Here is a 24,652-nt window from a genome sequence, read left to right as displayed (position 1 = left end):
GTAATCATAGATTTAAATGGATTTCATGTCGTTAGAAGAAGGGAAATGCCAACGATGGGCTGAATCCTTGATTTTAGGTACGTAAAATCCAACTAATCCCCTAAAACCATTGTTTGAAGCCTGTTTAATGCCATAAATTCCATTTAAAGCACGAAATATAGGTGTAGACCTCTCAACCCTATTTCTCTTAAAAAGAAACGCCCACTGAAATATCCTTGGAGATCATCCGCTCAATCTTTCGATACTGCTCCTCGGCATGCGTCAGGAACTTCGCCTTGCTCTGCAGCTCGGCAGCCACCTTCCTGTGGCGCTGTCTTACTTGTTCGCAGGCGCGGTGGACCTGGTGCACCTGCCGCTGCACGTTAGACTCGCTGTAAGACCGACCGGTGCTGGAGGAGATCCGCTCCGCCTGGGACAGCATCTGCTGTACCCGGGAGCCCAGGTAATCCTCAAAATTTTTGAATTTCAATTTCAAATGGTTTAAACGGCTGAAGTCCACGGCTAGCTTCACAGAGGTATGCGAGCCGTATCCTTTGATGATTTTGGCCGTATAGTTCTTGTTCTTGCCGGAGGAAGGAGCCTTCCTGGCCGTAAGCATGCCCGCCGCCCGCTTCGGCAGCTGCGCCAGTAATTTGATATTGGACTTAAACGCGTCATATCTCTTGGACAGCCCGGCTTTGGCCTCGTTAATGGCCGTATTCACGCTGTTCGAGACATCATTTACGGTTTTGTCCCAGGCCTGTTTAATGGCGGCAATAATCTTTTTCGTTCTTTCGGCAATGCTTCTGAAGAAGCTCGTCACGGCATTTTTAACCTTCTCTTTGAATCGCTCTATCGCCTGTGCCGCACGAACTCCCGCCACCGCGATATCCTTGGCTAGTTCTTTAGCCCGTTCCTTAAATTTCCCCCATTCCGTTTTCACCTGCTCCGCGAACCTTGTTAAAGCATCTCCGACCATCTTCCCCGCTTTGACGAGCTTGGCAGCGGCAATCGTCAGTTGCTTCACGATCCAGTCGCCAAACTGATTGAGCTTGTCCATGACGTAATTAATCCCGTTCATGATGTTCTTGCCCAGAGATTTCAGGAAATCATCAGCGAAGATATATGGGAACAAATAAGCTGCGATAAATGTAACGACTAACTCCACCTCATCCCCATACTCCTCGGCAATTTTACTGAACGCATAATCGTCCAGATGGCTAAGCACCATCGCCGCCCCGACCCACTTCTGGAAGTCGCCTTCTTTTTCGAAGCCTTCGGCCCCGCTTTCCATGAAGGCCAGCACACCGTCGAGCGCATAGCTGCGGTAAGGCTCCTCCATCGTCTCATTGATATAGATGGTGAATTCATTAATAAATTTCGGAATATCCCCCTGCTCGGCCAGTTCCCTTACTTGACCGTTCTCGTCGAGGATGATGTTAGGCCGGTGATTGTAAATGAATTGCTCCTGCTTGTCCGTTTCAATATACTTAATCGTCCCCGCAATGGGATTCAGCAAGCAATTGACGAAATCGTCCTTGGCTGAAACCGAGGTTATTTTGTGTTTATTCGCTTCGATCCGATCTTTATACTTCTCGATGAACTCCTTGGAGAAGCCCTGCCCGTCGAACGAAAGCGCCCGATCCACCTTATCGGACAGAATCGCTACGTACTGCGTTTTATTACCGCCCTTCGAGTGGCCCGTAACCGTGATATTCTCGTATTTCAAGCTCTCGATATATTCCAAAGCGGCGATCTGCTGCTGCGTATCCGACAAATACCCGCCCTGCCCGTTATCGTGCCATTCATAATCGCCACCGGTTCCCCGAAATACGACGGTCGCCTCCCCTTGCGGATCAACGAACGTGGCTGCCCGCATCCCGGCCTCAAGCGGCTTGCCGTCACTGCCCCGAATCGTTTTGCCGTTCTTGTCGAACATGACGCCGGTACGGCCGTCCGCGACGGTTAAGGAACGCAGCTGCGAATCCTTCTCGATCGCCCGCAAAATGACAAGCCATTCTTCCTTGGACATTTTACAGGGATACTCATCGTCGGTGCCGATTTTGCCCAGATTCCGGCTTTTGTCCAGACCGTTGCCATATAGAAAGGAATCTACGATATCTCCGACCTTCTTATTGTTGCTGTCAGCTACCTCTTGAAGGTATATCAGGTTGTTCAGCAGCAGCAGTTGATTCTCTTTCAGCTCAGCCATCCGCTACGACCTCCTCTCCGTTCTGCCTGATCGTCATATCCGGAGTTACCATGACCGATTTATAATCCCCAACGAAATAGCCCTCATCCTGCAAAGCGCTCAAATTCTGAGGTCCTGAGCCAATAGAATCGTACTTCTCATCCACCACGACATACAGCCGTACGAATCCGACCATTTGCTGCTCGCGCATTTTCCCGGCGATTTGGCGCAAGCCAGCCTCGATGTCCTGATCCTGAACCAAAGATTCCTTCACAAAAATAACCGTATCCGACGAGAAATTCTCATCCTGGCTATAAATCTGCTCTACCGGCGTGTTCTTATTTAAACGATCCGGCAAGACCCCCTCGCCAAAATCCACATATAGCTTGAACTCACCGTAAGTTCCACGGACAATGCCGGAAAGCGCCGCCTCATATTGAGGTCTGATGAGTATACCGAAGTACCCGTCGCTGATGCGATATGAGCCGTCTTCCATTTTCGTGCCCCACACCTCGAAATGATCCTGCTCGGAGCCTTGTTTCGGATAAGCCTGCAACCGGTCATAGCTGTATGCCCAATCGCTCAAGCTCAGTGAAATCGGAACGAACTCTTCCCCATACTTCTCCTCCAAATGTGACAACATTTGCTCCTTGATCGCTTCCGGGTTCGGTTTCTTGCTCATACATCCACTCACTCCCCATAAAATAATGATGCTTAACAGGCTCAAGATGAATTTCGTCGTCCTCAGGTTCACAATTTCCTCTCCTTTAAAGGTGGATTACCATTCCAACGAGATTTCGGGAAACATCAGCATATTGTCCATGTAATTCTGAAATTCCTGCTCAATTGTATCGGTTATAAATACGATCTCCCGGTCCAGCAGCTCGCCGGTTCGGGCGTTAAAGCCCTCCATTACAGGAATGACCGCAATTGTATTCTTATTCATCGTAAACAGAGCAGCGCCCGACAGAATCGTCTCCACGCTCCGATAGACGTCATACACCATATCTACAGCCTGGTTCGTCAGCTGCTCCCCGCACTCGCGGATAAAACTCTTGATTTGATCAATTTCGATATGACTGAATTCGCTTTGCAGTGTGCTTCGGTTCTTCTCCAGCTGTTTCTCCGTATATCTGATGACTTGCTCAATGGAGCGCCCTACGCTCTCTTCTGTCAAGCCGTCCATTTTTAAAAATAAAGAGTATAGCCCATAATCCATGACCGGCTCCTCTTCCGTACTCTCTCCGAAAAAAATATGCCATACATCCGGCCGGATCGCCCCGACCGTATCATAAAACCAGCTTACAAATTTTGAATATTCGCTTTGCCGCGCCGGAATGGCATTGCCTTCCGTATCAAATTCTAGAATCTTGAAGTAAGCCTCTTCCAGATCCGTTTCTTCCGTCTGCTGCTTCACAAACACAACCTTATCCAAGCATTCCCCAACCGGGTCATGCTCGGCCACGAGATTGCGCACCCTTCCGGGAAGCTCCTCGCCCGTAGGCACCGCGAATACGGTGGCCTCCAGACCCAGCCGCTCCGCAAGAAAAGCCGCGCAATAGCCGCCCGCCCTCATTCCAGTCAAGACGCAGCTGCCCTTATCTCTCCACTGCGAGGCGCACTCCGTCACATCATCCAGGAAGTGATGAATGTCCAGCTGCAGCTCCGGGTGCTCATGCGCATGGGGCACGATGACGCTGCGGCCCTCAACGTCTGCAAATATGTACAAGCTCATATATTCCAGCTGCCTATGCTGCTGCAAAGACAAGCGCAGCAATGCGGGGCTGGACTCTATCTCGCGAGTCAACAGCTCCAGATCAGGGTATCCGCTCAGCTCTTTCCCCCATTCGGAGAAATGCTCCAAGGGGCGATGGATGAACGGGGATATGTCCCCTGCGCTCACCAGCTCGCATAACAGTATTTTATCCTTATCCCTCAACACGCCAGGTACACCCCTTTATTTCTTAGCATTCCTCTGCTGCTCAAGCTTCAGCGCCTTCTGCCGGGCTTCGATACGCCTTTGCTCGTCGGCTCTCTGTACCTCGGCGGCCAGCCTCTCCAAGCCTGTCTGCAAGGTCTCGATGTCCGAATACAATCGGTTAATCTCGTTCCGCGTTTGCGACCGGTAACTGTCCGTCAGCGCTGTACCCGCGCTGCCCTTCCACCAGGACGCTACCCCGGCAAGCTCGGCTTGCAGCCTGGCTTCCTCCCGCTTCACCTCGCCCAGCTCATTGCGGATATTTCTAGCTGTGCCGCTTATGGCACTTGGTGTGCTCATCTCCCCACCTCCCGTTCCATGAGAATGAATTTAGAAAATGGCGTGATAACAGCAGCCAACTGTGTACCACGCCGATCTTCCTTATTTACGAAGCGCGCTAGCGATATCTTTCTCGCTTTGCTCCTTGATATCAGCGATTTTGTCGAGGTTCTTGCTGATGTTCTCCACGCATTCAACCAACTTATCAAGGTTAGGCTTCAACTGTCTGAACTCGTCCACGAAAGCCTTGGCGGAATCCCCTTGCCACCAGCCCTCAACGGAATTAATTTCTCTGTGCAGCTGCTCTACCAGATCCTTCGCATTTCTGCCTTTGTTCAGAATAGACTTGGCCACACTGCGGGCCTGCCCAGGACTAAACGTTAAGTTTGACATTATCTCACCTCCTTTCAAGCGTCATCATCCGGATCAGCTATGGCTTCAGCGCCGCCAAACGCTGCCGCTCCTCCATCGCTTTCCGCCTTCGCTCCTCTTCCGCCCGATCGACCGCATGGGCCAAATTGCTGCCGAGCTTGGATTCCAGGCTTTCCAGCTTGCGGAGCAGATCGCTGATTTCGCGATGAATCTGCTGGTACCCGGTTCTAAAGCTGGTGCCCGCTTCTCCCTTCCACCAGGTGCTCACATCGCCCACAACACTTTGGTACTTCGATGACTCGCGCCTGATATCTTCGGATATGACACGTACTCCAGCTGCTTTTCTGCGGATTTCTCCTGATGAAGGCATTTACACCCCTCCTCCACGAATCGGCTTGCCCGGATGCCCTAGATCATGACCTTCTCCTGCTGCCGCGAGAATGTGGCCGTACGCAGACCCGTAAATTTGTTCTTCACAATGAAATAGCCGTCCCCAAGCTCCATGTCCTTCTCCTGGCTCCCGTACGGGAACCTCGTATTGAACAGGCTTTGCTCCTTGAGGCTGCCGAGCAAGAGGCCGGTTTGCTCCTCCCGCAGCACCTTGCCGAGGCTATCCCAGTTGTTGGCGAGCTCCGAGGTCTGGTCCGCCGCGATGACGGCTACCTTCATGCCGCGTTCCTGCTTGGCGATGCGCTCGATCAATTCTTTGAGCGAATATTGATCCCCGTTGGTTAGCTCGCTTAAGTTATCGATGACGAAAATCATCTGCTTCCAGGAACGGACAAGCGCGTTCAGGTCACCGTTCGCCTGTCTTGCCGCCAGGAATTTGCCGCGCCGGTCGTCCAGCTCTTGCTTGACCGCATCGATGAAGTCGTACATATCCTCGACCTGCGACAAATCCGTTACGCAAGGCAGCTTCATCAATTCATAGATTCCCATCGAGCTGGAATCGAGCGCATAGACCTCCAGCCGGTCCGAACCCAGCTTCTCGTCCAGCATGCTGATCCATGAGACAAGCTGCGTGCTTTTGCCCGACATCGCGTCGCCGGCGATCATGATCACCGGAGTCACTGTCAGATCCACATAGACCGGCATCAGGTCATGGTCGCCAAGTCCGATGGCCAGCAGCTCTCCGCCCTGATTGATCTCTCTCATGTCTATTTTGGCAGGCATAATCGGGATCGGCGTTGCCGGTTCAACCAGGTTCTCCTTGGCGAAGAACTCGAAGTCCTGAATAAGCTCTTCCATGCTCCGCTCACTGAACTCCGGAATCGCCGTCTGGAATTCGAGCGGCGGCTTGCCGTTAACCAGGCCTCTCCCAGGCACCTTGGCCGGCTCCAGGCCTTCCGTCCGCCCGACGATATTGGCGTATTCCCCTTTATCCGTGAGCTGCAGCGCCACCGCCATTTTGAAATTCACGGACAGCTTGTAGCGGACAAGGGAGCTGTTCGTCGCCGTCACGACCATGTAAATGCCGAACTTGGAGCCTTCGCGGGCCAAGGTAACCATTTTCTCGTCGATTTCCTCGTAAGTCTCCGACAGCGCGAAATAGTTGTCGATGACGAGTACGATGGCCGGGAGCTTCCCGCCGTTAAGCCTGTAATCGTTAAAGCCATCGCTCTGGCTTTCCTCGAACAGCCTCTTGCGCTCATCCATTACCCTGAACAGGAATAAGACAAATTGCTGGATCGTCGACTCCTGCTCCAGCGTCATAACTCCTCCGCAATGCGGCAGGCGCTCGAACAGCTTGAAGGAGGAACCTCCGAAATCCATGACATACAAATGAACGTCGGACGGCGAATACTTATAGGCCAGCGACATGCACAGCGACCTCAGGAGATACGTCTTGCCTGTGCCCGGAGAACCGTACACGAAGAGATTGCCCTCAGCCGCAAAATCGATCATGAGCGGCTCCTGCAGCTGGCCCCGCGGATCATCCACCAGACCGATCGGTGCGCTGAGGATCGCTTCTTCCCCAGGCCAGCCAAGCTCCATATTCAGCCCGGTTCCCGGATCGTACAGATCGTCCAGGTACACCGTATCTGGAAGCGGCGGGAGCCAAGGCCCTTTAAGCGCCTGTACTCCGCTCTGTTCCGAGAAGGAGATAATGTGCTCAACCATGCACTTCAACTGAGAAGGCATTTCCTTCAGCGCAATCTTCTCCTCCTCCAGCGGATAGATTTGCTCGGCGCGCCCATGAAGCGAAATTTCGTAAATGCGCTTCGTGCGGTTCTCGCTCTTGAGCATTTCTCCTTCCGGGTCGTAATCCGCCCCAGAATACGCCGATTGAAACAGCTCAAAAATCTCGTCGTTGCCCACCTGGATATACGCCCGGCCCGGCTCCTTGATCATCGCCGCATCCGGCCGTTTGATCACGTCCTTGCTGTCGGCCTCGTCCTGAACCTTCAGGCAGATTTTAAATTTGGAGTTGCTCCAAATCTGGTCGTCCACGACGCCTGCCGGCTTCTGCGTCGCCAGGATCAAATGGACGCCGAGGCTTCGGCCGACCCGCGCGGTACTGACCAGCTCTTTCATGAACTCCGGCTGATCCTGCTTCAGCTCGGCGAACTCGTCGGCAATCATGATCAAGTGAGGAATCGCCGGCATGCGGCCATCCTCGTTTTGGCTGTAATAGAGCTTCTGGTATCTGTCTATGTTATTTACCCCAAATTCCGAGAACACACGCTGTCTCCGCATCAGCTCGCTCTTAATGGACAAAAGGGCGCGTGTCGTCTGATTCCCGCCCAGGTTGGTAATCGTCCCGACCAGATGCGGCATGCCCTTGAAAATATCAGCCATGCCGCCGCCCTTATAGTCGATCAGCACGAACACGACATCATGCGGATGATAGTTGATCGCCAGGGAAATGATGATGCTCTGCAGGAGCTCACTTTTCCCGGAGCCCGTCGTCCCGGCTACCAGGCCATGCGGACCGTGGCCGGTCTCGTGCATATCAAGATGGAACAGGCTGCCTCCGGCTTTGATCCCGATCGGCACGCTCATGCCCTTGAACGGCTTGTTTCTCGTCCAGCGGGACAGCAGATCGACTTCCCCGGTCGTCTTGGCCTGCAGCAGATCCAGCAGCGTCAGCGAGGTCGGCAGCGCAAAGCTCGCGCTCGAATTTTTGATCCGCAGCGGGGCCATCCGGCGCACGGCCTCCTCCAGCTGCCGCATGGGAACCTGATCCGGGATGAATGTCGATTTCTCGCCGGACTCCCGGTCAGCCAGCTCGCCGTTCTTGCCCTGCAGGACGATGACCTGCTTGCAGTTCATCGGCAGATAAGCCTGATTCTTGGCGATATATACCGATGACACCCCAAGCGAAGCGCATTTGTTGTACAAGTATTTATTGATCGGCTCCTCTTCCAGAAGCGTAGGATCCTCCACGATGAAGACGAAATGCGGCAGCGGACTCCCGGCTACCTCTTTACGCTCCCGTTCCTTCAGCACTTCGTGCAGCCCGCCGAGCACCTGATGCGCAATCGCCTTGCCGCAGAGGAGGAACCTTGCATCGAAGCCGTCCGTCCACAGATGCGGCAGCTGCCGGAGCCAGCTCCACTTCTCCAGCCCTTCCTCTGCAGCCAGCACGACGATGCGCACATCGTCGTATCCGTGATGCGTAACGAGCTGCAGCAGCATCTGAGTGACCATCGCGAACGTCTTCTCTTCCTCTCCGGCGATGCCGCAAATTTCCGAAGCCATCAGATTGATCGACACCGGCACATCCTGAACCCGCTCAAATTCGAGGGCCAGCCTCTGCGGCTCCATGATGAGCGGGTCGCTCTCCATGATGATCGCCTGCTTCGTATATTTGATGTGCAGCGCCGCAGGGACGCTACCTACCCCAAGACGAAGCGACAGGAAGTCCGGTGAAGATGGCGTTCGCTCCCACAGCCGGTTATCGATGTCCTGAATGCGCTGCAGACAGGCCGCAGGCTCCGGATTCATCTCGTTCATGGCTTTGATTTGCTGTTCTCTGGCCAACATCAGCTCGCTGCGGGTATCTGCGATAAATTGCAAATACTTCTGCTCGCGCTCTTTTTTCTTCTTTCGGTACTTCTTGATTTGCGAAGCAGCGGTAGCAAGCGACACGATCAGCGTCATGACGGTCATCGCGATGGACAGCATCATGAACATCGACTGGTAAGTCAAGGCGAGCAGTAATGTAATGACCAGCATCACGACCGGCGGAGCCAATAACGTGAACCAGGATATTTCCGGCTTCTCGTACGCATGAGGCGGATTGGGAATTTCGATTTCTCCGCTGGGCATTTCCGGCAAGAAACGGGGCTGACGGCTAAATTCATATTTTTCGTTAATCATATTTACCTCACGACTCCGTAATGACTTTCTCCGCTTGGCCGCCGGTCAGCGACATCTTGTACCATTCGAACCGGTGGCTGAAATAGATCGTATCGCCCAGAATATGAATATGGTCGGCGCTGTCCCCGCAAATGCGGATTTTGCTGCCCGTGTCCGGATCGATGCGATACACCGAGCTGTCATTGCTGCGGTTGGCGCAATAAATGTAACGTCCGTCGCTATTCAGGCTATTCGGCGACACATCCGCATAGACCTGCGCTTCCCCTGTGTGCAGATGCAGAGCAGTCAGCAAGTACTGGTTCTTCGTGTCGGCGAATAGCAAGTCGTCGCCGATTTTCAACAAATGGGCTGGTACGGATTCCGAGAGCTGCTCGCGGCTGCTCCCGCTAACGTGACACGACCGGATTCCTTGCTGAGTTCCGTAATACACCTGCTCTCCTTCCACGACAAAGCATTCGACTGGTTCATCGGTCACCCGTGATTCCTTCGTCCCGTCGGTCAGGCAGCGATACAGCTTATGATCGGTCTCGCTCTTGTAATAGAGCCAGTCACCGCTTAGGACAAGGCCGCAGCAAGGACGGTCGATGAGCAGCTGAGTACTTCCTGATAATAGATCCAGGAGATACAATCGGTTCCCCCGGCTTTGGTCACTGTAATAAACGAGATCTCCCCTAGGATTCATGAACCAGAACACGCCTTCCAAGAGGGTACTATCGCCGGAGAACCGGCTCTGCATATGCGTGCCGGAATAATGGCGGATATCGGCAAGCAGCAGCTTGTCCTGAGCCCCGCAGATCAAGCCTCCGGTGCTGATGTTGACATTCACGCGGGTCCACCTCCTTCTAAATGAGAGTCAGCAGTGCTCCGAAGGCCACGCCTTCTTCCTCCAGCGTCCGGGCGGGGTCAAGTATGCGCCCCAGCGGCTCGGCCTGCAGCCGATGCTCCGGAGTGATGGACAGGCCCAGCGCGTCGGACAGCATCGCCAGCAGTTCCCCGGAAGTTACAAAGGCAGGCACCTTCAATTCCTTCGCGAAGCCCTCGCCAGCCTGAAACGTTACTACGACATAGTCCATCTGCTTTTTCCCCTCCCTCAGTTCTTGACCGACAATATGAGCATCCGCTCGGATTCGAGCTGATAAGCGACATCCTGTCCGGCATCTTCGGCCAGCTGCAAATATTTGGTCTGGAACTTGTACTCCGATTGCGCCTTCAGCTCGACCTCCGTCACCAGCTGCCCTGTCGCTTCATTTATTTCTTCCTTGAACTCGACGGTTACCGTGAAATCATTGTATTTGCCGTTCGCGGAGGCAAAGGTGAGCTCACGCGTGCTCAGCCCTTGGTTCGTCCAGGTCAGCTTCAAAGCATCGCCGAACGCCTCCGCAAAATAAGCCACAAATTTCTCCTCGTCGACGCTCGCATCCAAGTCTCTATGAGACTTATAAATCAGACTGCGATCCTTCGCTGAACGCGCAGCATTGCCAAGGGCCGTTCCCAGCACGATCTTCTCTTTTCCCAAATACATGAGCTCCACCATCGGCTCCAGTAAAACCGATAGCAGCAAAAGAAGCAGCATGGCTATAGCTATATTTTTCATAGTCTCTTTTACCAGTAGTCCTCTTCATAGTAAATCAAGTCTTTATAATGCTTGAGTCCCGTCGTTGTCAGGGTGAACGAAACCGGAATCTCCCGTTCGTATTTCTCCCCCCACAGCTTGATGCTTAGCGGGTATACCGCCTTGATCGTTACCGTGACAGGATGCCCGCGCTGCTTGTAGGGCTTCTCGATATCCGAGGCGTTTTCATATAAAGAGGCGTCGCCGCCTTCAGCGGAATGCTCGCCTCCCCCTTCCTTTTCGGCGGAAATGACGATTTGATCGGCCTTGTCCCGGTACACCGGGCGGTCGCTCAGCTTCCTGAGCGTATCTTCCTTGTATTCGTTCTTCAGGTAATTATCGCTGGCCACGACCTGAGACAAATGGAAGGTTTCCACCACTAGTGTCATGTACCAGGGAAAAAAATAAATAAAGTTCGTAAACAACAAAATGGCGATCGAAACGAGAATAGAGACGAGAATCGATTTTGCGAATGCGCGCATTTTATTTCACCTGTGCCTTATGTAGTCGCCTGCATTAAGCCATCATGTCCTCGATCGCTTTCATGAACATCTCCCACACCTCTTTAATCCATTGCTCTAAGAAGGTGTTCCGGATTAAAGTAACAGCTACGGCGATGATGACGATCACGCCAACGGTGACAGCGATTTGCTTCACGCCAATATCTCCGCGCTCCTCCTTCCAGAAGGAGAGTTTCTTCTCGTCCTCCCGCTTGCTGCGCCGCTTGCGATTTTGATATTCCATAACCAATGCCCTCCCATGGTTTTTATCTTTGTTTGAAATCTTCCGGTTTATTGAAACATTTTGATAGAATCCAAAATAGTGAATAAATAATAGATGGCGATGTAAACGACCAGAACGAGGATAAGAACCAGCTGAATCCGCGAATTCGTTCGCTGCCTTTTCTCCAAATCTTCTTCTAACGCTAGAATCCGGTAGCTGTCTACTTCATTCTTGAGATATACCATCTGCGATATATTGTCATAGCCTTTGAGCCGGGTCTCCATTAAGTCGCAAAATTTAATGATGTAATGGATCGGCACCCGTTTCTTCAGCTGCTTGAGCGCATATTCCTCGCCGTATTCGATGTTGTCGAGCATGACGCCAAGCTCCTCCGCCATATCATGATTGGCGTTTGGCAGGTAATCCCGGATGACGTCCGCAAGGTAAATATTGACCGACTTCGAATACTGGTAGTACACCATGCTGTAAAAGGCCGGAAAATCGAAAGCGATATTCTTGTTCTTGCGCTCGATCTTCTGCTCCATTTCGGAGATGGGGTACAGCCAGCCGAGAATGATGAATATCGCCGTGACGTAACCTAGCAGCAGGTTGGCGCTCATAAATATGGCCGTAACAACGACCCCAGCCGCGGCATAAAATATCTGCTCCGCCCGCAGCTCCTCGGGTTTCATCGGCAGGTCGAGCCGGTCGATCATTTTCTGGTACCGGATGCGCTCTGCATTCCCAAGCAGCCTGCTGACGTACTTGGCGGCAAATTTTCGCTTGAAGCCTTTGAACTTGTCATTAAATTGGGCATTCTTGCGTTCCTTCAAATATCTGCGGTTGCGCTTCTTCTGCTTTCCCTGCACCGGCTTGAAAAAAGGATAAATGAACACCTTCACCAAGTAGAGTATGGCGGCCAGCGCGCTGAGTTTGGCAAGCATCGTCATTTTCTGTCACTCCCCGGCCCCAGATTGCCCTGGAGCGCCTGCGTGCGGGCAAAACTGAGACATATGATGCTAATCATGACCGTGTTGATCATTTTGCCGAAGGTGCTGTACAGCATGAATTCTCTGAAATCATCTACCGACAGGGCGTATAGAAAGAACAGCACGATAATGACGGTCTTCAACAAGAAGTCCCGGTTCATCTTCCGGAAAATCCGATCCTTCCGCGCATTGATTTCGCGCAGCACCGCATTCTCATCCACGATGTCGAGAAAGATATCGGCCATGCCCTTCCGTTCGTTGTATTCGAACACAATTGCCTTCTTGGCAAAGTTGTCGAACTTGGGACCGAGCTGACGGTTCAGCAGCAGAATGGCCTGCTTGAACGAGTATCCGTTATTCTCGCAGTTATCGATGAACTGCTGGAAGTAAGGGCGGATGGACGGCTTGATGTATTCGTCGCTTTCCATTACCTTTTTAATCGCGACCAGCACCCCTTCCCGCGCCAAAGGGCAAATGATGTCCTCGGCATCCATGATGCTCTCCAGCTTCTCGGCTTTAATCGCTTTGGACTGCATGACGAAATAGGTCAGCAGCCCGATGAATATCGCTACGGTCACGACTACAGCCAGAGTGACGTTCTTCATGAAGATGACGACGATCAGCACCACAATGGCAAAAGCGATGCACAATAGCGAAGTGAAGCTCTCCAGCGTCAGCGGCAGATTGAAGTCAAGAATCAGTCCCTCGACAAGCCGGTTGTATTTGGCGTAAACATTTTCCTTCTGCTTAACAATGCGTTCCTTCTTGACCCGCTCTACATAGCGCTTCGTATTGTATCTGCCGAGATGCTCGGCCAGCGTATCGAGCATGCCGAGAAAGAACCGTCCGGTGCCTTCGAAGAAGCGGACCTCGAATATGGCGTTAAACACGATGAATGCGGCAATCCCCAAAGATAAACTAATGATTGAATTGGTATCCATCGAATCCGTACTCCTCTATTTCGTCTTTCCCCGGCGGCTGTGTCAGAAACTCGAAGCGGCTGCGTTTGATGCCGGCTTTGATCATCGTCTGCTGCACTTTCTCGGACAGCATGCCGACGCGTTTGTGTTTGCCGATGATTTTGAGCACGCGGTGAGTTCCTTCCTCCTCCAAAACGTCCTCCGATACGAATTTGTAAATGGGATTAACGATCGGCTCCAGTCCCTCGGAGCCCAGCACCTCGGAAATCGAAGTGACCTTCCTTGTCCCGTCGGCCAGCTTCTCCTGGAACACGATGAACTTGACGGCACTGCAAATGTTGCGAAGCGCCAGCTCCGCCGGCTCATTGGAGGCCATCAGATAGGCGGTCAGGAAACGGTAAATCGCCTCCCGGTCGCCCTCGGCATGCAGTGTCGTGAAGAAGAAGTGGCCGGTCTGGGCCGCCCGCAGCGCGGTCGCAAATTCCCCAGGCGTTCTCAGCTCGCCCGGGCCAATCCAATGGGGCGACTGCCTCATGGCATTAATCAGCAAGTTCTCCATCGTCGCCGGGCTCGCGTCATCGTCATCCGGCACCGATTCGTATTGCAGCACGTCGTTGATGATTCTCCCGTGCTCGCTGTTCCCCTCCCGCTGCAGCAGCCGCATCTCCGAAGGATTCTCGATCGTAATGATCCGGGATAGCGGATTGATCTCCTTGACCATCATCTCGTTCAGCGTTGTCTTCCCGCTGCCTGTCGGCCCCACCGTAATCCAGGAAAGATCGGCTTTGGGCAGTAGAGACAGCAGCTTGAACATATTGACGGAGAATGATTCATTTCGCAGCATCATTTCCGGGGTAATACTCTTCTTGCTAAATTTCCGGATCACCACTGCCGGCATGTCATAAGGCGAGATGTCGGCATGAGTGGCATTCACACGGTATCCTTCGATCGTACGGGCGTTAACCATCGGAATCTTCGGCGTGAGCCGAACCTTGGAAACGCCGAGCAGCTTGGATATGATCCGCTCCAAATGCTCGCGGTCGATAAAATGCTGATCCCAGGGAATCGTCTTCCCGCCGCTCTCCACGAAGATTTGATCGGTGCCGTTGATCCGTATTTCATCAATCGTTGGGTCCTCCATCGCCTTCGTGATCGGTCCGTAGTGGGTAATTTCATTGATCAGCGCCTGCTTCAATTCCACCAGCTCAAAATATCCTTCGACGACCGGCTTCTGCGAATCCACGAATTCATTGATATATGCTTTCGTCATTTCGCGCTTGCGGGCAGGATCGTTCTCCCGGCGAAATGCGTGGGTTGCTACTTTCGTTATGTATTTCTGGCACAGCTCCAGCGCTTCCTCAAACTGAATGGTCGTGTACTTATTTTTCAGTTCCTCCATATCTTCAGGCTTGCTGATCTGGTGCGCTACTTTTTGCTGCATATCGCTGATTTTTGCACGGGTGAGCATTCGATCTGATCCCTCCCTTACTGGTTGCCGAGAATGTCTGCCAATTTGCGCATTTCCCGCAGAAAATATTTGTTCACCAAAGGATTATCCCTGACATACAGCTTTCCCTCGAGCGAGTAGGCATAGGCCGCTTTGATCAGCGGCAGGGACGCCACAATATTGAAGCCGAACTCCTTGAACCCTTTGTAGTCATAGTTGATATCCTGAACGTTCATGAGAATGACGCTCGTGAATTTCGCCGTGCTGATGCCGACGGAAGCGGCAAAATCAAGCATGCGGGTCATGTTGCTGGGAGCCTCGATACGTTCCGTAGCCGTAAAAAAGCCGACATGCGAGGATTTCATCGCTCCCAGACAGAACTCGAGCGGGGGATTGTTCGGAATATCGAGCAGGATGATGTCGAACATCCCTTTGAGCGTATCGATGACCCGCTCCAAATGCTCGAATTCGAAATCGAAATATTCTTCAAGCAAGTCATGCGGGCTTGGCGACAGCACGTACAAGCGTTCATATTTCGTGGCCTGAATTTCCTCCCGGAAATCGACCTTGTCGCTTTTTAGCACCCTTATCAGCCCGTTCCCCCTCTTGCTGGGCTTCACATCCAGGTAGTGGTAAATGTTCGGATTGAACACCTTCAAATCGACGATGCAGGTATTCAGGCCTTTCTGGGCCAGCAAATAACCGAGATTGCTGATGACCAGGGCGTTGTCCACCATATCGCACGCAGGGATAAAGCCGACGACGCTGTAGATTAGCTTGCTGTCCTGCAGCTCCGTCCCCATTAACTCCTTCGCCGAAATTTTGCTCAGCACGTCATCGAGCTTCAGTTTGTCGTGTTGATCCATGACTCCACCTCTCTTTGCAAAGTAGGCAGCTGATCCAGAATAACCTGGCTATTCTTGCGGCTCAGTATCGTAATCAAATATTTCTTCCCGTCGTAGCCGTTATATTTGGCGAATTTATCGATTTGCTCCCTCGTTCCTTCGAGGAGCAGTGATCTCGGCTGAATGCTCTTCAAGAAGTCGTTGCTCTTCATGACCTCCTGCCGCTTGTCTTCGCTCAGCTTGAGCACTTCTTTGTATACCTCATAAATCGAATGGCTGCTGGAATTGAGCATGTCCCGGACTTCGATGCTGTCAAACAGCACCTCCGTCTTCATTTGGGTTCGCGTAGAGACAAATGCATTCGGATTGCCGGAGCTATCCGGCACTTCCTGCTCGAACGATACGCGAATCCTCACTTTATCGCCCGGCATGAGAATGTCCCCGCCCGCCTCAAGGAAGTTGTACGGCAATGTAAGCACCTCATGCTCCTCACCGAGCTCGTACAGCCATTCATTTTGCAAAGGCTTCTCTTCCATGAGCTGATCCTTGTACAAAATGCTGCCGTCCCGCAAATAGTATTTCGTAAATTTATCCGTCACGGAAGGCAGATCCTCAGCCAGAATCATATCCTCGGTGTACTCCTTCCGGATAATGGCGTATTTCTTAATTTGTTTGTCCGTTAAAGCGACATATGCCGGAATCCCCCCGCTTTGACTGACCTTCAGCACCTCTACCGTGTCCTTGGCCGCCTCGTTGGCATTGTTTAATACGATAAAAGACACGACGATTACGAGAATACTGAACAGTAGGGCCAAAATCTTTTTGAACAGTTTTTTGTTAGGGGAGACGCTTTTTACCGTACTTAAGTCCATGAGCCTACGCACCCTCCATTAATCTTAGAAGCATTTGTCCAAAAGCCTTCTCAAACTCGGCTCCCGTGTTCGTCACAGGAATATCCGTCTCGATCTGCGCGTCGAAGGCGTCGCTGTAAGGAACAACCCCGGCCGTTTTCATTTCGTACTGAAAGGAATCGCTGATGCCCGAGGCGAGTATTTCGCTCACCTTTTCGGGTGCAAATAGCGCGCCTTGGAACCGGGAACGGTCGTTGTATTTCGTCACGATGACCTTCGATTTGGCATTAAAATAAGACGCCTTCTCCCGATCGAGCACCACCTCTACATTTCGGGCCGTACTAAGGACCGCATGCAAGTTGTTCGGTATACATAAGCCGAATACGTCGATATGGATCATCGTCTCCTGAAAGCTCCGCAGCAAATCAAGCGGCATATCTAGCAATACAAGATTGAACTTGGTTCGAAGCACGGAAATCAAGCCTACCAGTTTCTCGCTGTTATAGAATTGCTCCATTAGCTTGCGGTCATTGAAGGAGTACCCAAGCGAGGTTAGCCAGAGCTGGTCTTGGATATTAAAAGCCGTCGTCATGTAATCCTGAGGCCTGGCGAGTGTGCGGATCAGCGATGCGCTCATCTGCTCATCCTTGTTCGTCATATCATGAAAACGGCTAAAATACATATTCATGCTGCGGTATTCCGCATCCATGTCAACAATGATGCTGCTCAGCCCCCGCTTGCTGGCTTCATGCGCCAAATTGACGGCGGTGCTGGTCAACCCGTTGCCGCGATGGCCGGTAACCGCAACGACTCTGCTGATCCCGCGGCTAATATTGGCAATGTCCCTCGTTAGACGGTCTGTGGCCGTCCGCTCAGCGGATGCCTCTGACTTTGGGCGGAAACGGTCGAAGAATGAGCGCTTCTTCTCAGTTTGGCCCGGCCGTGCTTGCGGTTCGTGCATAAACTTGGCTTCTGTCTTAAAATCATTATGTATAGGGGCAGTGCCATTCCGGCTCATTTCTTCAATGGCGCGCTGGAATACTTCTGCCGGAATTCTCGCCGTATCGCTGACAACGATCTTCAAGTGGTCAAATCGCTGCGTCAGCATGCCCAGCTCAAAAGGCTTCATGAAATCTCGCGTGACGAGGACCACAGGAACCCTTGAGGCTCTGTTAATCTCGATCCATTCCAGCAGCTCGTTCAACTGCTCCCGGTCAAGGCCCGGCTTTTGTGTAAAGGCCTGATCCGTTATGAGGATTCCGTCGCCTGCAGGATTTCCGCCATTCAGATAATCCGACAAATTTCGCAGTTCAAGAGCATGGGGATGAATGACTGTTGTCTTTTTAGGCAGATACTGCGTCACGATTCTATGAAACCCACCACTTACAATAAGCAGCTTCATGTGTTCACCTACTAAAGCAAAAATCATATTAATTAGTAATATTTACCTCGCTAATGCTGATCATTATACAAGTAACCTATAGGTCGTACAATACCTTATTTGTATAAATAATCCTTAATATAGACTTCTTTCCTACCTCTAGAGGTCTTAAGTTTTACGAGTTTTCGAAAACAGGAATAAAGTAGTAGGTACAGATTTTTTGACAAATTTCGGGAAATGGTTGAAAATACTGGCGTATTTGAACGAACAATACGGAGGGTTTCTCTATGAATATATGGTTGGCATCTGCCTTCGTCCTGCTCCTGCTATTATGCAGCATCAGTGATATAAAAAAACGCATCATTCCTAATCAGCTTGTCATCCTGCTTCTCGCATTGGGCTTGCTTCAAAGCTGGCTGTATTTCTACCTGGCAGATGCCCTGCTAGGCTTACTCTTTCCTTCCCTCCTCCTGTTCCTGGCCAAATCCAAATGGAATTTCTACATAGGCGCAGGGGATATTAAACTGCTATCGGCCATCGGGATCTGGGTGGGCTGGCATGCCAATATTTATGTGCTACTAGCGGGCGGTGTTCTTGCACTGGTATATGCGGGGATAGTCGGCTGCTTGCGCCGCGGACAAGCATCGTCCATTCCATTTGCTCCATTCCTGTCGGCAGCGGCCATAGCTATCTATGCAGGATTGGTTGTTCAGCAGCTATAAAAGGACTGGATAACAAGTCCTTAAAATAAAAGTTAGACGGAAAACATCAAGTTTCACCGTCTTTTTTTACACGTCTGTTTTTGATGTTTGCTGTTGTGAGGTAGTTGGGTGTTGGCGGTTGAATGTGGATGTGAATGTGGATGTGGATGTGGATGTGGATGTGGATGTGGATGTGGATGTGGATGTGGGTGTGGGTGTGGGTGTGGGTGTGGTGTTGGCTATGTGGCATGGCTGGCGGGGCAACTGGATATCTGCAACCCTGAACGGACACAGAGGACGCTATTTGTGAAATAACGAGGAATCTGAAGAGCTAACGGACCTGTGTTCCGCTATTGCTCCCAAAATCATGTTTTTGACAGTCCATTTGGCCAAATAACGGAACCAGGGTCCGCAAGCATAGCAAAAGAGGGCCTACTTTAACAAATAGCGGATCTCCTGTCCGTTGGCAGGTGACCCGCCCTACGAGTTCACCGTCTCATCAATCTCATCAATCCCGCCCGCCCCATCAGTCTCACCAGTCGCACCAGTCGTCATAAGTCCCATCATTCCTATCATTCCTATCATTCCCATCATTCCCATCATTCCCACCATTCCCACCAATCCTATCCGTTCCATCAATCCCATCCATTCCACTAACCCCCAAGCCCCCCTCTAAAGATGATGGGGGCGTCCAAAAGGTCAGGGTTTACTGACTTCTGGACAGCCCCATTCATTAATTGCCTCCGGAATCGAGCCTAGCGTGCCCCGATATTCGTTCCGCTTGGTGTACCCGAGCCAATTAAATCACTCCCAGAAGCAAGCTTCAGGAAATTGCCCAGATTCGGAGAACCGTCGCTATTGCGCGTTAATGTTGGGGTCAGGCTGACGAAGTCCTCAGCGCTGGCGAGAAGTCCTTTGGCGTTTTCACTTTTTTTGTTCTTCCACCACACGTTCGTGCTGGACACATCGGTGCCGCTAGTCTTATCGCTAGCGCCGCCTTGAAAGGATAAGTTGTTCGTGAAAATATGCGTGCCGACATCGAAGGCGAAATTGCTCTGCCCATTCGCCCAGGATGTATTGTTCTTCATTTGGATCGAGCCAGGATTGCTGTTGTAAGTAAAGCCATGCTTCTTGTTCTGGAAGGCGATGCTGTTCTCGACAATGTGGTTGACCCCGATTTTCTCTCCGCCCAGCTTGAAGCCATTCCCGTCACTATCCGTCGTTGAGGTGCCATCCGAGGTCTGACCATTATGATGGGCAATGCTGTTGCGGATCGTCACCGCTCCAATCGGGCCAGTATCGGACTTGGTGTACAAATCCCAGCCGTCATCGACGTTGTAGGCTGCGATACAACCGTCAAATACGTTGCCCGGGCCGACAGTCAGCTTGGCAGCAAAACCGTCCGCATCCTCCCCGTTATCCGGGTCATAGTTGTCATGGGAATACGAATTGATGACCAGATTATAGCTTGGCCATTCATCAAACTGCGCGCTTGAGGCATAGCGCCCAATTTGAATGCCTGTATCCCGGTTATGATGCGCCTCGACCTGATCGATCCGGTTGTAATTTCCGCCAATGTACAGCCCGTTATCACCTGCGCCTTTGATTTCAAGGCCTTTAATTACCCAATAATGCCCATATAATTGAATGCCGCGGTTCGTAGAGGCAAATGCCTGGGCCGAGAAATCTAGAACCGGCTTCTCATTGGCATAAGCAACCAGGTTTTTGCGGGCGCTGGAGGTGCCGTTATTGCCGCGTTCGATCGTAATGGTGGAATCGAAGCTGTAGGTCCCTCCGCGCATATAGATTGTTTTGCCTGGAGCTATTCTTGTGATGGCCGCAGCAAGCGTGGTCGGCTTGTCCAGCGTTCCCGGGTTGCTGGCAGAACCGTTAGCAGCTACGTAGAGATCCCCATCTGCAGGAGCCGGGATGCCTGAATCCGGATCAGGATTCGGCGGCGGATCCGTTGGCGTCGTGCCCTCTTCAAGCTCTGTTACGGAGACGTTATCGAATTTAGCCAATGTTTTACCTGTCAAGAAGCCGACGGCTCCGGCGGTCAGGCTGGAATCGGTGGCCGTCAGCTCCAACGTATTGTTCACATACATTTTGATGGTAGAACCCGACAGCTCCAGCTTGACGTTATACCATACGCCTGTTGACAGCGGATAATTTTTGGTCACGAGCGTCGAGGAGGAGCCGCCCACTTTCTTGCGGATTTCCAGCTTGCCTCCTCCGCTATTATAGAGTGATGCTGCATAATAGTTGTTGCCGTCCTTATAACGGCCTGCCACATAGGTGCGATTAGTTCCATTGAAATCTTCCACTTTGACATCGGCCTGTGCAGCATAGTTTGTCCATGCGGCGTTTCCGGCCGAAGTGCGCCCTTCGCTTGTGCTCGTCTGGGAGTATACATAAGAATTTCCGTCCTTCACTACAGCCCAAGTACCGGTCGTCGACGTCCAATTATTACTGTTACCGCTTTCAAAATTGTCGCTAAAGAGCGCAGCCGCATTTGCCTGTCCGCTTGGCAGCCATGGAAGAATAAGCGCCAGGCATAGGGCAGCGGCGATGATTTTATAAGTGCGGATGTTAAACGGAATAACGGATGATTGGGAATTCATGATCATACCTCCATTATAAAGGATATATTGCACCTTTCCTTAAAACTCCTGGAGCAGTAAGCAGGCTCACCTCCTCTAAGAAATAAGGATTATATCTGGATGCGAATGTTTGCGCGCTAATTGTTATGCTAAATTTTTAAAGCGGTTACATCAATAATCATTTTTACATATTATAGTCAATATGCCTTTTTGGGGGAGGTTATCAGATATATTTCCCATAAAAAAACCTTGAAGACATATAGTCATTCAAGGCTCTAACCTGCAAAAATAGATATTATGCCGGCTGGCTATTCAAATGGATATTTCAAGCCCCACTGGGCTCTTAACTGATCAAGCAGCTGCATGATTCCGAGCGATTCCGCCAATGTGATTGCGCTGCTTTCGGTTTCTCCGGCCAGCAGGCATCTGCCTACCTCCTCGGCTTCAAATGCATACCCCACAGCAGTCCGGTCATCCTTTACCTCAACCGGTTCCTGCCCGTTCACGTGAAGAACAGCCTTCGTGGCGTTCAGGAATGAAGGGATATGAATCGAACCTTCCGTCCCGTAAATATAAGCTTCGTTCGTAAGAGCGAGCCTGACCGCACCGTGAAGAGAAGCTGAGCGCCCTTGCCCATAATCCAGCAATATGGAGAAGTGCTCGTCGACTCCCGTCTCGCCGATATGGGCCGTGCTCCATACCTGCTCCGGATTTGGGCCAAAAATCATGGATGCGAACGATACCGGATAAATCCCTGCATCCAGCAATGCACCGCCTCCAAGCTCCGGATTCAGCAATCTGCCGCTTGGATTCCAGTCGCTGCGGAAGCCGAATTCCGCCTTGAGCAGCTTGATCTCACCGATTCTTCCTTCCTCCAGCCATTGTCTGACCTGAATGATCGGCGGCAGAAACCTCGTCCACATCGCCTCCATCAAAAACAGCCGTTTCTCCTTGGCCAACGCGATAATCTCTTCAAGCTCCCTGCTGTTCACCGTGAAGGGCTTCTCGCACAAAACGGCTTTCCCGCCACTTAGAGCGGTGATGACATTATCCCGGTGAAAAGGATGCGGAGTCGCCACATAAATCGCATCGATCTCCGGGTCGCTCACCAACTCCTCATAGCTTCCATACGCCCGAGGGATATTGAATTTCGCGGCAAACTGGTTCGCGCTATTCAGAGTTCGCGAGCCGACCGCCATTCCTTCCCCATTGCTGACATGCGTTAAATCTGCGGCAAATTTCTCGGCAATCCAGCCCGTCCCCATGATGCCCCAGCGGATTGTCTTTCTCGTGTTCTCCTTCATATCCTTCCTCCCAGTCGCTATTTGCTGGAGATAGCCTTAATGGTTTGCTCCTATTCCCTCATACTACCAATTTCCGGGCGGATTCACCATCTTTATTCGGTCAGCCAGCATGTGTGCTAGTGAATTGGGTTTGGATAACTGCCTGGGCTAGGCTATAATGGGAGCGATTTATGCATGGAAATTACTTAGAATTTTAGGCAAGGTGTGGAATGAACGATGAATACGCGTCAACAGGAAATATTGCGAATGCTGTTAAGCGATGCTGGCCGGTATTTTATAGTGCGCAACTTGGCGATGAATTTAAGCTGTTCGGAGAAAACGATTCGAAATGATTTCGATGCCATTGACGTTTACCTGGCTCAACACGGAAGTGCCAGACTGCTGCGCAAGCCAGGGATCGGCGTGAAGCTCGACATCGAAGAACAAGAGCGGGCCAGGCTGTTCCACCAATTATTCCGCTCTGTTCAAGATAGCGGATATGAACGGGACGATAACCGGATGGCCGCGCTCGCCTACGAGCTTCTCATGAATACCAAGCCTACAACGCTTCAGGAATTGGCAGATAAATATTACGTCAATCGTTCCGTCATTAAAAAGGATTTGGATTCACTGCATCCGTGGCTGGAAAAAAGAAAGCTTGCCGTCGTCTCCAAACAGAAAGTCGGAATTACAATCGAGGGTGCCGAGAAAGACAAGCGAGCCGCCCTCTCCAAAGTGTCCCAATTAATCGGGACTACGACCAACCACTTCATCAAAAGGCAGTTTGAAGCCTATGAGGTGGATATCGTAACCCGGGAGTTGAAACGGCTGGAGGAGGAGCAATCCGTTCATTTTACGGATGAAGCCTTTGATAATTTGCTCGTCCATACCCTCCTCATGATAAGACGTACGAAGCTGAATCAACCGATTTCCTTTTCCAAGCAGGAACAAGCCTTTATTCGCAATAAAAGAGAGTACCAGTGGACGCTCGCCTTTACTCAACCGCTGGAGCGCTCCTTCTCGGTCCATTTCTCTGCGGATGAGCTCGTTTATTTAACGGCGCATTTATTAGGCGCAAAAATCCGTTCGCACAGCCGGATAGAGACAGCCGATCTGCCCGAACAACCGCTGAAAATTACCGCAGAAGTGACCGAAATTCTGGAATCTCTATTGCGGAAAATGTCCAGCCTGACATTTATTGATTTTGGGCAGGATGCCGCACTCAAGGAAGGACTCGGCATCCATTTAAGTTCAACGATCCATCGTTTGAGCTACGGGCTGAGTGTAACGAACCCGCTGCTGCACGATATTAAGAAAATGTATCCCTATATGTTCAGCATGGTGATTTATGCGGCTAACGAGCTGAACCGCAATTTCAATTTTGCAATCCCGGAAGATGAGGCCGCTTATCTTACCCTGCATTTTCAGGCAGCCATCGAACGGTTAAACAAACAGACGAAGCTCATCAGGAATATCGTCACCGTATGCCACATGGGGATAGGCATCTCGCAAATTCTGCGCTCGAAGCTGGAGCGCAAATTCAGCGCCATCCAAGTACTCGACTCCGTTCGAAAGGCGGATCTGAAGGCATACCTGGATCGTCATCCGGTGGATTTTATCGTAACGACTATTCCGCTGGACGGCATTGATGTTCCTCATGTCGAGGTATCTCCTCTGCTGGAGGCTGCGGACATAAAGAAAATCGCCAGTTTTCTTGAACAATTGGAGGAGCATTCGCCGGATGCCTCGGCTTCTTTCTTGCAAATGCACACGGAGCCAGCTCTGATTCTTACTCAGGTCGAAGTGTCCCATCGGTTCGAAATTATCGAGCAAATGGCCAACCTCCTGTATGCCAAAGGCTATGTAGAGCAAGACTATGCTCATCAGGCACTCCTGAGGGAAAGAGCCTCCTCGACGGCCATCGGCGGCGGAATTGCTATCCCGCACGGCGATCCCAAGCTGGTGAAGCAATCGCAAATTGCCATTGCTACCTTAAAGGAACCGCTGGATTGGGAGCAGGACAAGGTCTCTATCGTATTCATGCTGGCGCTGCGGAGTCAGGAGCAGGAGAATACGAAGAAGCTGTTCCACCGGCTTTCGCTGCTTAGCGAGCAGCCCTCCCTGGTGGAGAAGCTGATCCGGGCCGAACAGCCCGAGGAGATCTTTTCACTCCTATAA

At 51.5% G+C, this 24,652-nt stretch carries 23 protein-coding genes and 1 pseudogene; 3 read left to right on the top strand and 21 right to left on the bottom strand.

Annotation, left to right across the window (positions count from 1 at the left end; all coding sequences use genetic code 11):
* Positions 1 to 187: 187 nt before the first annotated feature.
* The 18 genes from QNH46_RS05630 to QNH46_RS05545 form a co-directional block, all read right to left on the bottom strand.
* Positions 188 to 2,191, bottom strand: a complete 2,004-nt coding sequence (locus QNH46_RS05630) for an Mbeg1-like protein (protein ID WP_283927236.1) — start codon at positions 2,189 to 2,191, stop codon at positions 188 to 190.
* Positions 2,184 to 2,852: a hypothetical protein gene (locus tag QNH46_RS05625; protein ID WP_213592857.1), complete on the bottom strand. Its 669-nt coding sequence runs from the start codon at positions 2,850 to 2,852 to the stop codon at positions 2,184 to 2,186. Before QNH46_RS05625 ends, QNH46_RS05630 begins: the two co-directional genes overlap by 8 nt.
* 96 nt (positions 2,853 to 2,948) lie before the next feature.
* Positions 2,949 to 4,112 carry a hypothetical protein gene (locus QNH46_RS05620; protein WP_213592859.1) on the bottom strand — a complete coding sequence of 388 codons (1,164 nt, stop codon included), beginning with the start codon at positions 4,110 to 4,112 and terminating at the stop codon, positions 2,949 to 2,951.
* A gap of 15 nt (positions 4,113 to 4,127) precedes the next feature.
* Entirely contained in the window at positions 4,128 to 4,448 is a 321-nt protein-coding gene (locus QNH46_RS05615; protein ID WP_213592861.1) for a WXG100 family type VII secretion target, read from the bottom strand.
* A gap of 81 nt (positions 4,449 to 4,529) precedes the next feature.
* Positions 4,530 to 4,820 carry a WXG100 family type VII secretion target gene (locus QNH46_RS05610; protein ID WP_155609753.1) on the bottom strand — a complete coding sequence of 97 codons (291 nt, stop codon included), beginning with the start codon at positions 4,818 to 4,820 and terminating at the stop codon, positions 4,530 to 4,532.
* A gap of 37 nt (positions 4,821 to 4,857) precedes the next feature.
* Positions 4,858 to 5,169, bottom strand: a complete 312-nt coding sequence (locus tag QNH46_RS05605) for a WXG100 family type VII secretion target (protein WP_213592863.1) — start codon at positions 5,167 to 5,169, stop codon at positions 4,858 to 4,860.
* Positions 5,170 to 5,207: 38 nt separating this feature from the next.
* A complete protein-coding gene (gene essC, locus QNH46_RS05600) occupies positions 5,208 to 9,122 on the bottom strand; it encodes a type VII secretion protein EssC (RefSeq protein WP_283927235.1) in 3,915 nt (1,304 codons plus the stop codon).
* A 7-nt stretch (positions 9,123 to 9,129) separates the two neighbouring features.
* Positions 9,130 to 9,948, bottom strand: coding sequence for a DUF5050 domain-containing protein (locus QNH46_RS05595; RefSeq protein ID WP_283927234.1), 819 nt, complete (start codon positions 9,946 to 9,948; stop codon positions 9,130 to 9,132).
* Positions 9,949 to 9,964: 16 nt separating this feature from the next.
* Entirely contained in the window at positions 9,965 to 10,195 is a 231-nt protein-coding gene (locus tag QNH46_RS05590) for an EsaB/YukD family protein (protein WP_213592869.1), read from the bottom strand.
* Positions 10,196 to 10,212: 17 nt separating this feature from the next.
* A complete protein-coding gene (locus tag QNH46_RS05585; protein WP_283927233.1) occupies positions 10,213 to 10,695 on the bottom strand; it encodes a hypothetical protein in 483 nt (160 codons plus the stop codon).
* A 29-nt stretch (positions 10,696 to 10,724) separates the two neighbouring features.
* The gene (locus QNH46_RS05580) at positions 10,725 to 11,216 is read right to left on the bottom strand and encodes a hypothetical protein (RefSeq protein ID WP_213592873.1); all 492 of its coding nucleotides are present in this window, start codon (positions 11,214 to 11,216) and stop codon (positions 10,725 to 10,727) included.
* 34 nt (positions 11,217 to 11,250) lie between these two features.
* Positions 11,251 to 11,478: a hypothetical protein gene (locus tag QNH46_RS05575; RefSeq protein WP_213592875.1), complete on the bottom strand. Its 228-nt coding sequence runs from the start codon at positions 11,476 to 11,478 to the stop codon at positions 11,251 to 11,253.
* 47 nt (positions 11,479 to 11,525) lie between these two features.
* Positions 11,526 to 12,407, bottom strand: coding sequence for a hypothetical protein (locus tag QNH46_RS05570; RefSeq protein ID WP_283927232.1), 882 nt, complete (start codon positions 12,405 to 12,407; stop codon positions 11,526 to 11,528).
* Positions 12,404 to 13,387 (bottom strand): hypothetical protein, encoded by a 984-nt coding sequence (locus QNH46_RS05565; protein ID WP_213592879.1) that lies wholly within the window; start codon positions 13,385 to 13,387, stop codon positions 12,404 to 12,406. Before QNH46_RS05565 ends, QNH46_RS05570 begins: the two co-directional genes overlap by 4 nt.
* Complete coding sequence (locus QNH46_RS05560) at positions 13,365 to 14,834, bottom strand: TadA family conjugal transfer-associated ATPase (protein ID WP_155609763.1); 1,470 nt, start codon at positions 14,832 to 14,834, stop codon at positions 13,365 to 13,367. The genes QNH46_RS05565 and QNH46_RS05560 overlap by 23 nt, the downstream gene beginning before the upstream one ends.
* 17 nt (positions 14,835 to 14,851) lie before the next feature.
* Positions 14,852 to 15,679, bottom strand: a complete 828-nt coding sequence (locus tag QNH46_RS05555) for a CpaE/TadZ family protein (RefSeq protein ID WP_213592881.1) — start codon at positions 15,677 to 15,679, stop codon at positions 14,852 to 14,854.
* A complete protein-coding gene (locus QNH46_RS05550) occupies positions 15,658 to 16,530 on the bottom strand; it encodes a CpaB family protein (protein ID WP_213592883.1) in 873 nt (290 codons plus the stop codon). Before QNH46_RS05550 ends, QNH46_RS05555 begins: the two co-directional genes overlap by 22 nt.
* 4 nt (positions 16,531 to 16,534) lie before the next feature.
* Positions 16,535 to 17,911, bottom strand: coding sequence for a CpaE/TadZ family protein (locus QNH46_RS05545; RefSeq protein ID WP_213592885.1), 1,377 nt, complete (start codon positions 17,909 to 17,911; stop codon positions 16,535 to 16,537).
* Between the two features lie 266 nt (positions 17,912 to 18,177).
* On the opposite strand from QNH46_RS05545, the gene QNH46_RS05540 reads away from it, so the two are divergent.
* Together QNH46_RS05540 and QNH46_RS05535 are read left to right on the top strand one after the other, a co-directional pair.
* On the top strand, positions 18,178 to 18,612 hold the full coding sequence (locus tag QNH46_RS05540; RefSeq protein ID WP_213592887.1) for an A24 family peptidase: 435 nt from the start codon (positions 18,178 to 18,180) through the stop codon (positions 18,610 to 18,612).
* A gap of 118 nt (positions 18,613 to 18,730) precedes the next feature.
* Complete coding sequence (locus tag QNH46_RS05535; RefSeq protein WP_283927231.1) at positions 18,731 to 18,901, top strand: hypothetical protein; 171 nt, start codon at positions 18,731 to 18,733, stop codon at positions 18,899 to 18,901.
* Positions 18,902 to 19,346: 445 nt separating this feature from the next.
* On the opposite strand, the gene QNH46_RS05530 is transcribed toward QNH46_RS05535, so the two are convergent.
* The 3 genes and pseudogenes from QNH46_RS05530 to QNH46_RS05520 all read right to left on the bottom strand — a co-directional run bounded on the left by QNH46_RS05530 (position 19,347) and on the right by QNH46_RS05520 (position 22,495).
* Complete coding sequence (locus QNH46_RS05530; RefSeq protein ID WP_283928356.1) at positions 19,347 to 20,651, bottom strand: right-handed parallel beta-helix repeat-containing protein; 1,305 nt, start codon at positions 20,649 to 20,651, stop codon at positions 19,347 to 19,349.
* Positions 20,640 to 21,212 (bottom strand): annotated as a pseudogene (locus QNH46_RS24550) (LamG-like jellyroll fold domain-containing protein); the annotation flags it as partial. The pseudogene QNH46_RS24550 and the gene QNH46_RS05530, both read right to left, overlap by 12 nt.
* Positions 21,213 to 21,499: 287 nt before the next feature.
* On the bottom strand, positions 21,500 to 22,495 hold the full coding sequence (locus QNH46_RS05520) for a Gfo/Idh/MocA family protein (RefSeq protein ID WP_213592893.1): 996 nt from the start codon (positions 22,493 to 22,495) through the stop codon (positions 21,500 to 21,502).
* Between the two features lie 216 nt (positions 22,496 to 22,711).
* On the opposite strand from QNH46_RS05520, the gene QNH46_RS05515 reads away from it, so the two are divergent.
* On the top strand, positions 22,712 to 24,652 hold the full coding sequence (locus QNH46_RS05515) for a BglG family transcription antiterminator (protein WP_283927230.1): 1,941 nt from the start codon (positions 22,712 to 22,714) through the stop codon (positions 24,650 to 24,652).

The organism is Paenibacillus woosongensis (assembly GCF_030122845.1).
In the GTDB taxonomy this organism is placed as follows: Bacteria; Bacillota; Bacilli; order Paenibacillales; family Paenibacillaceae; genus Fontibacillus; species Fontibacillus woosongensis_A.
Note: the sequence above shows the minus strand (reverse complement) of the source record. Positions and strands in the feature narration are given on the sequence as shown.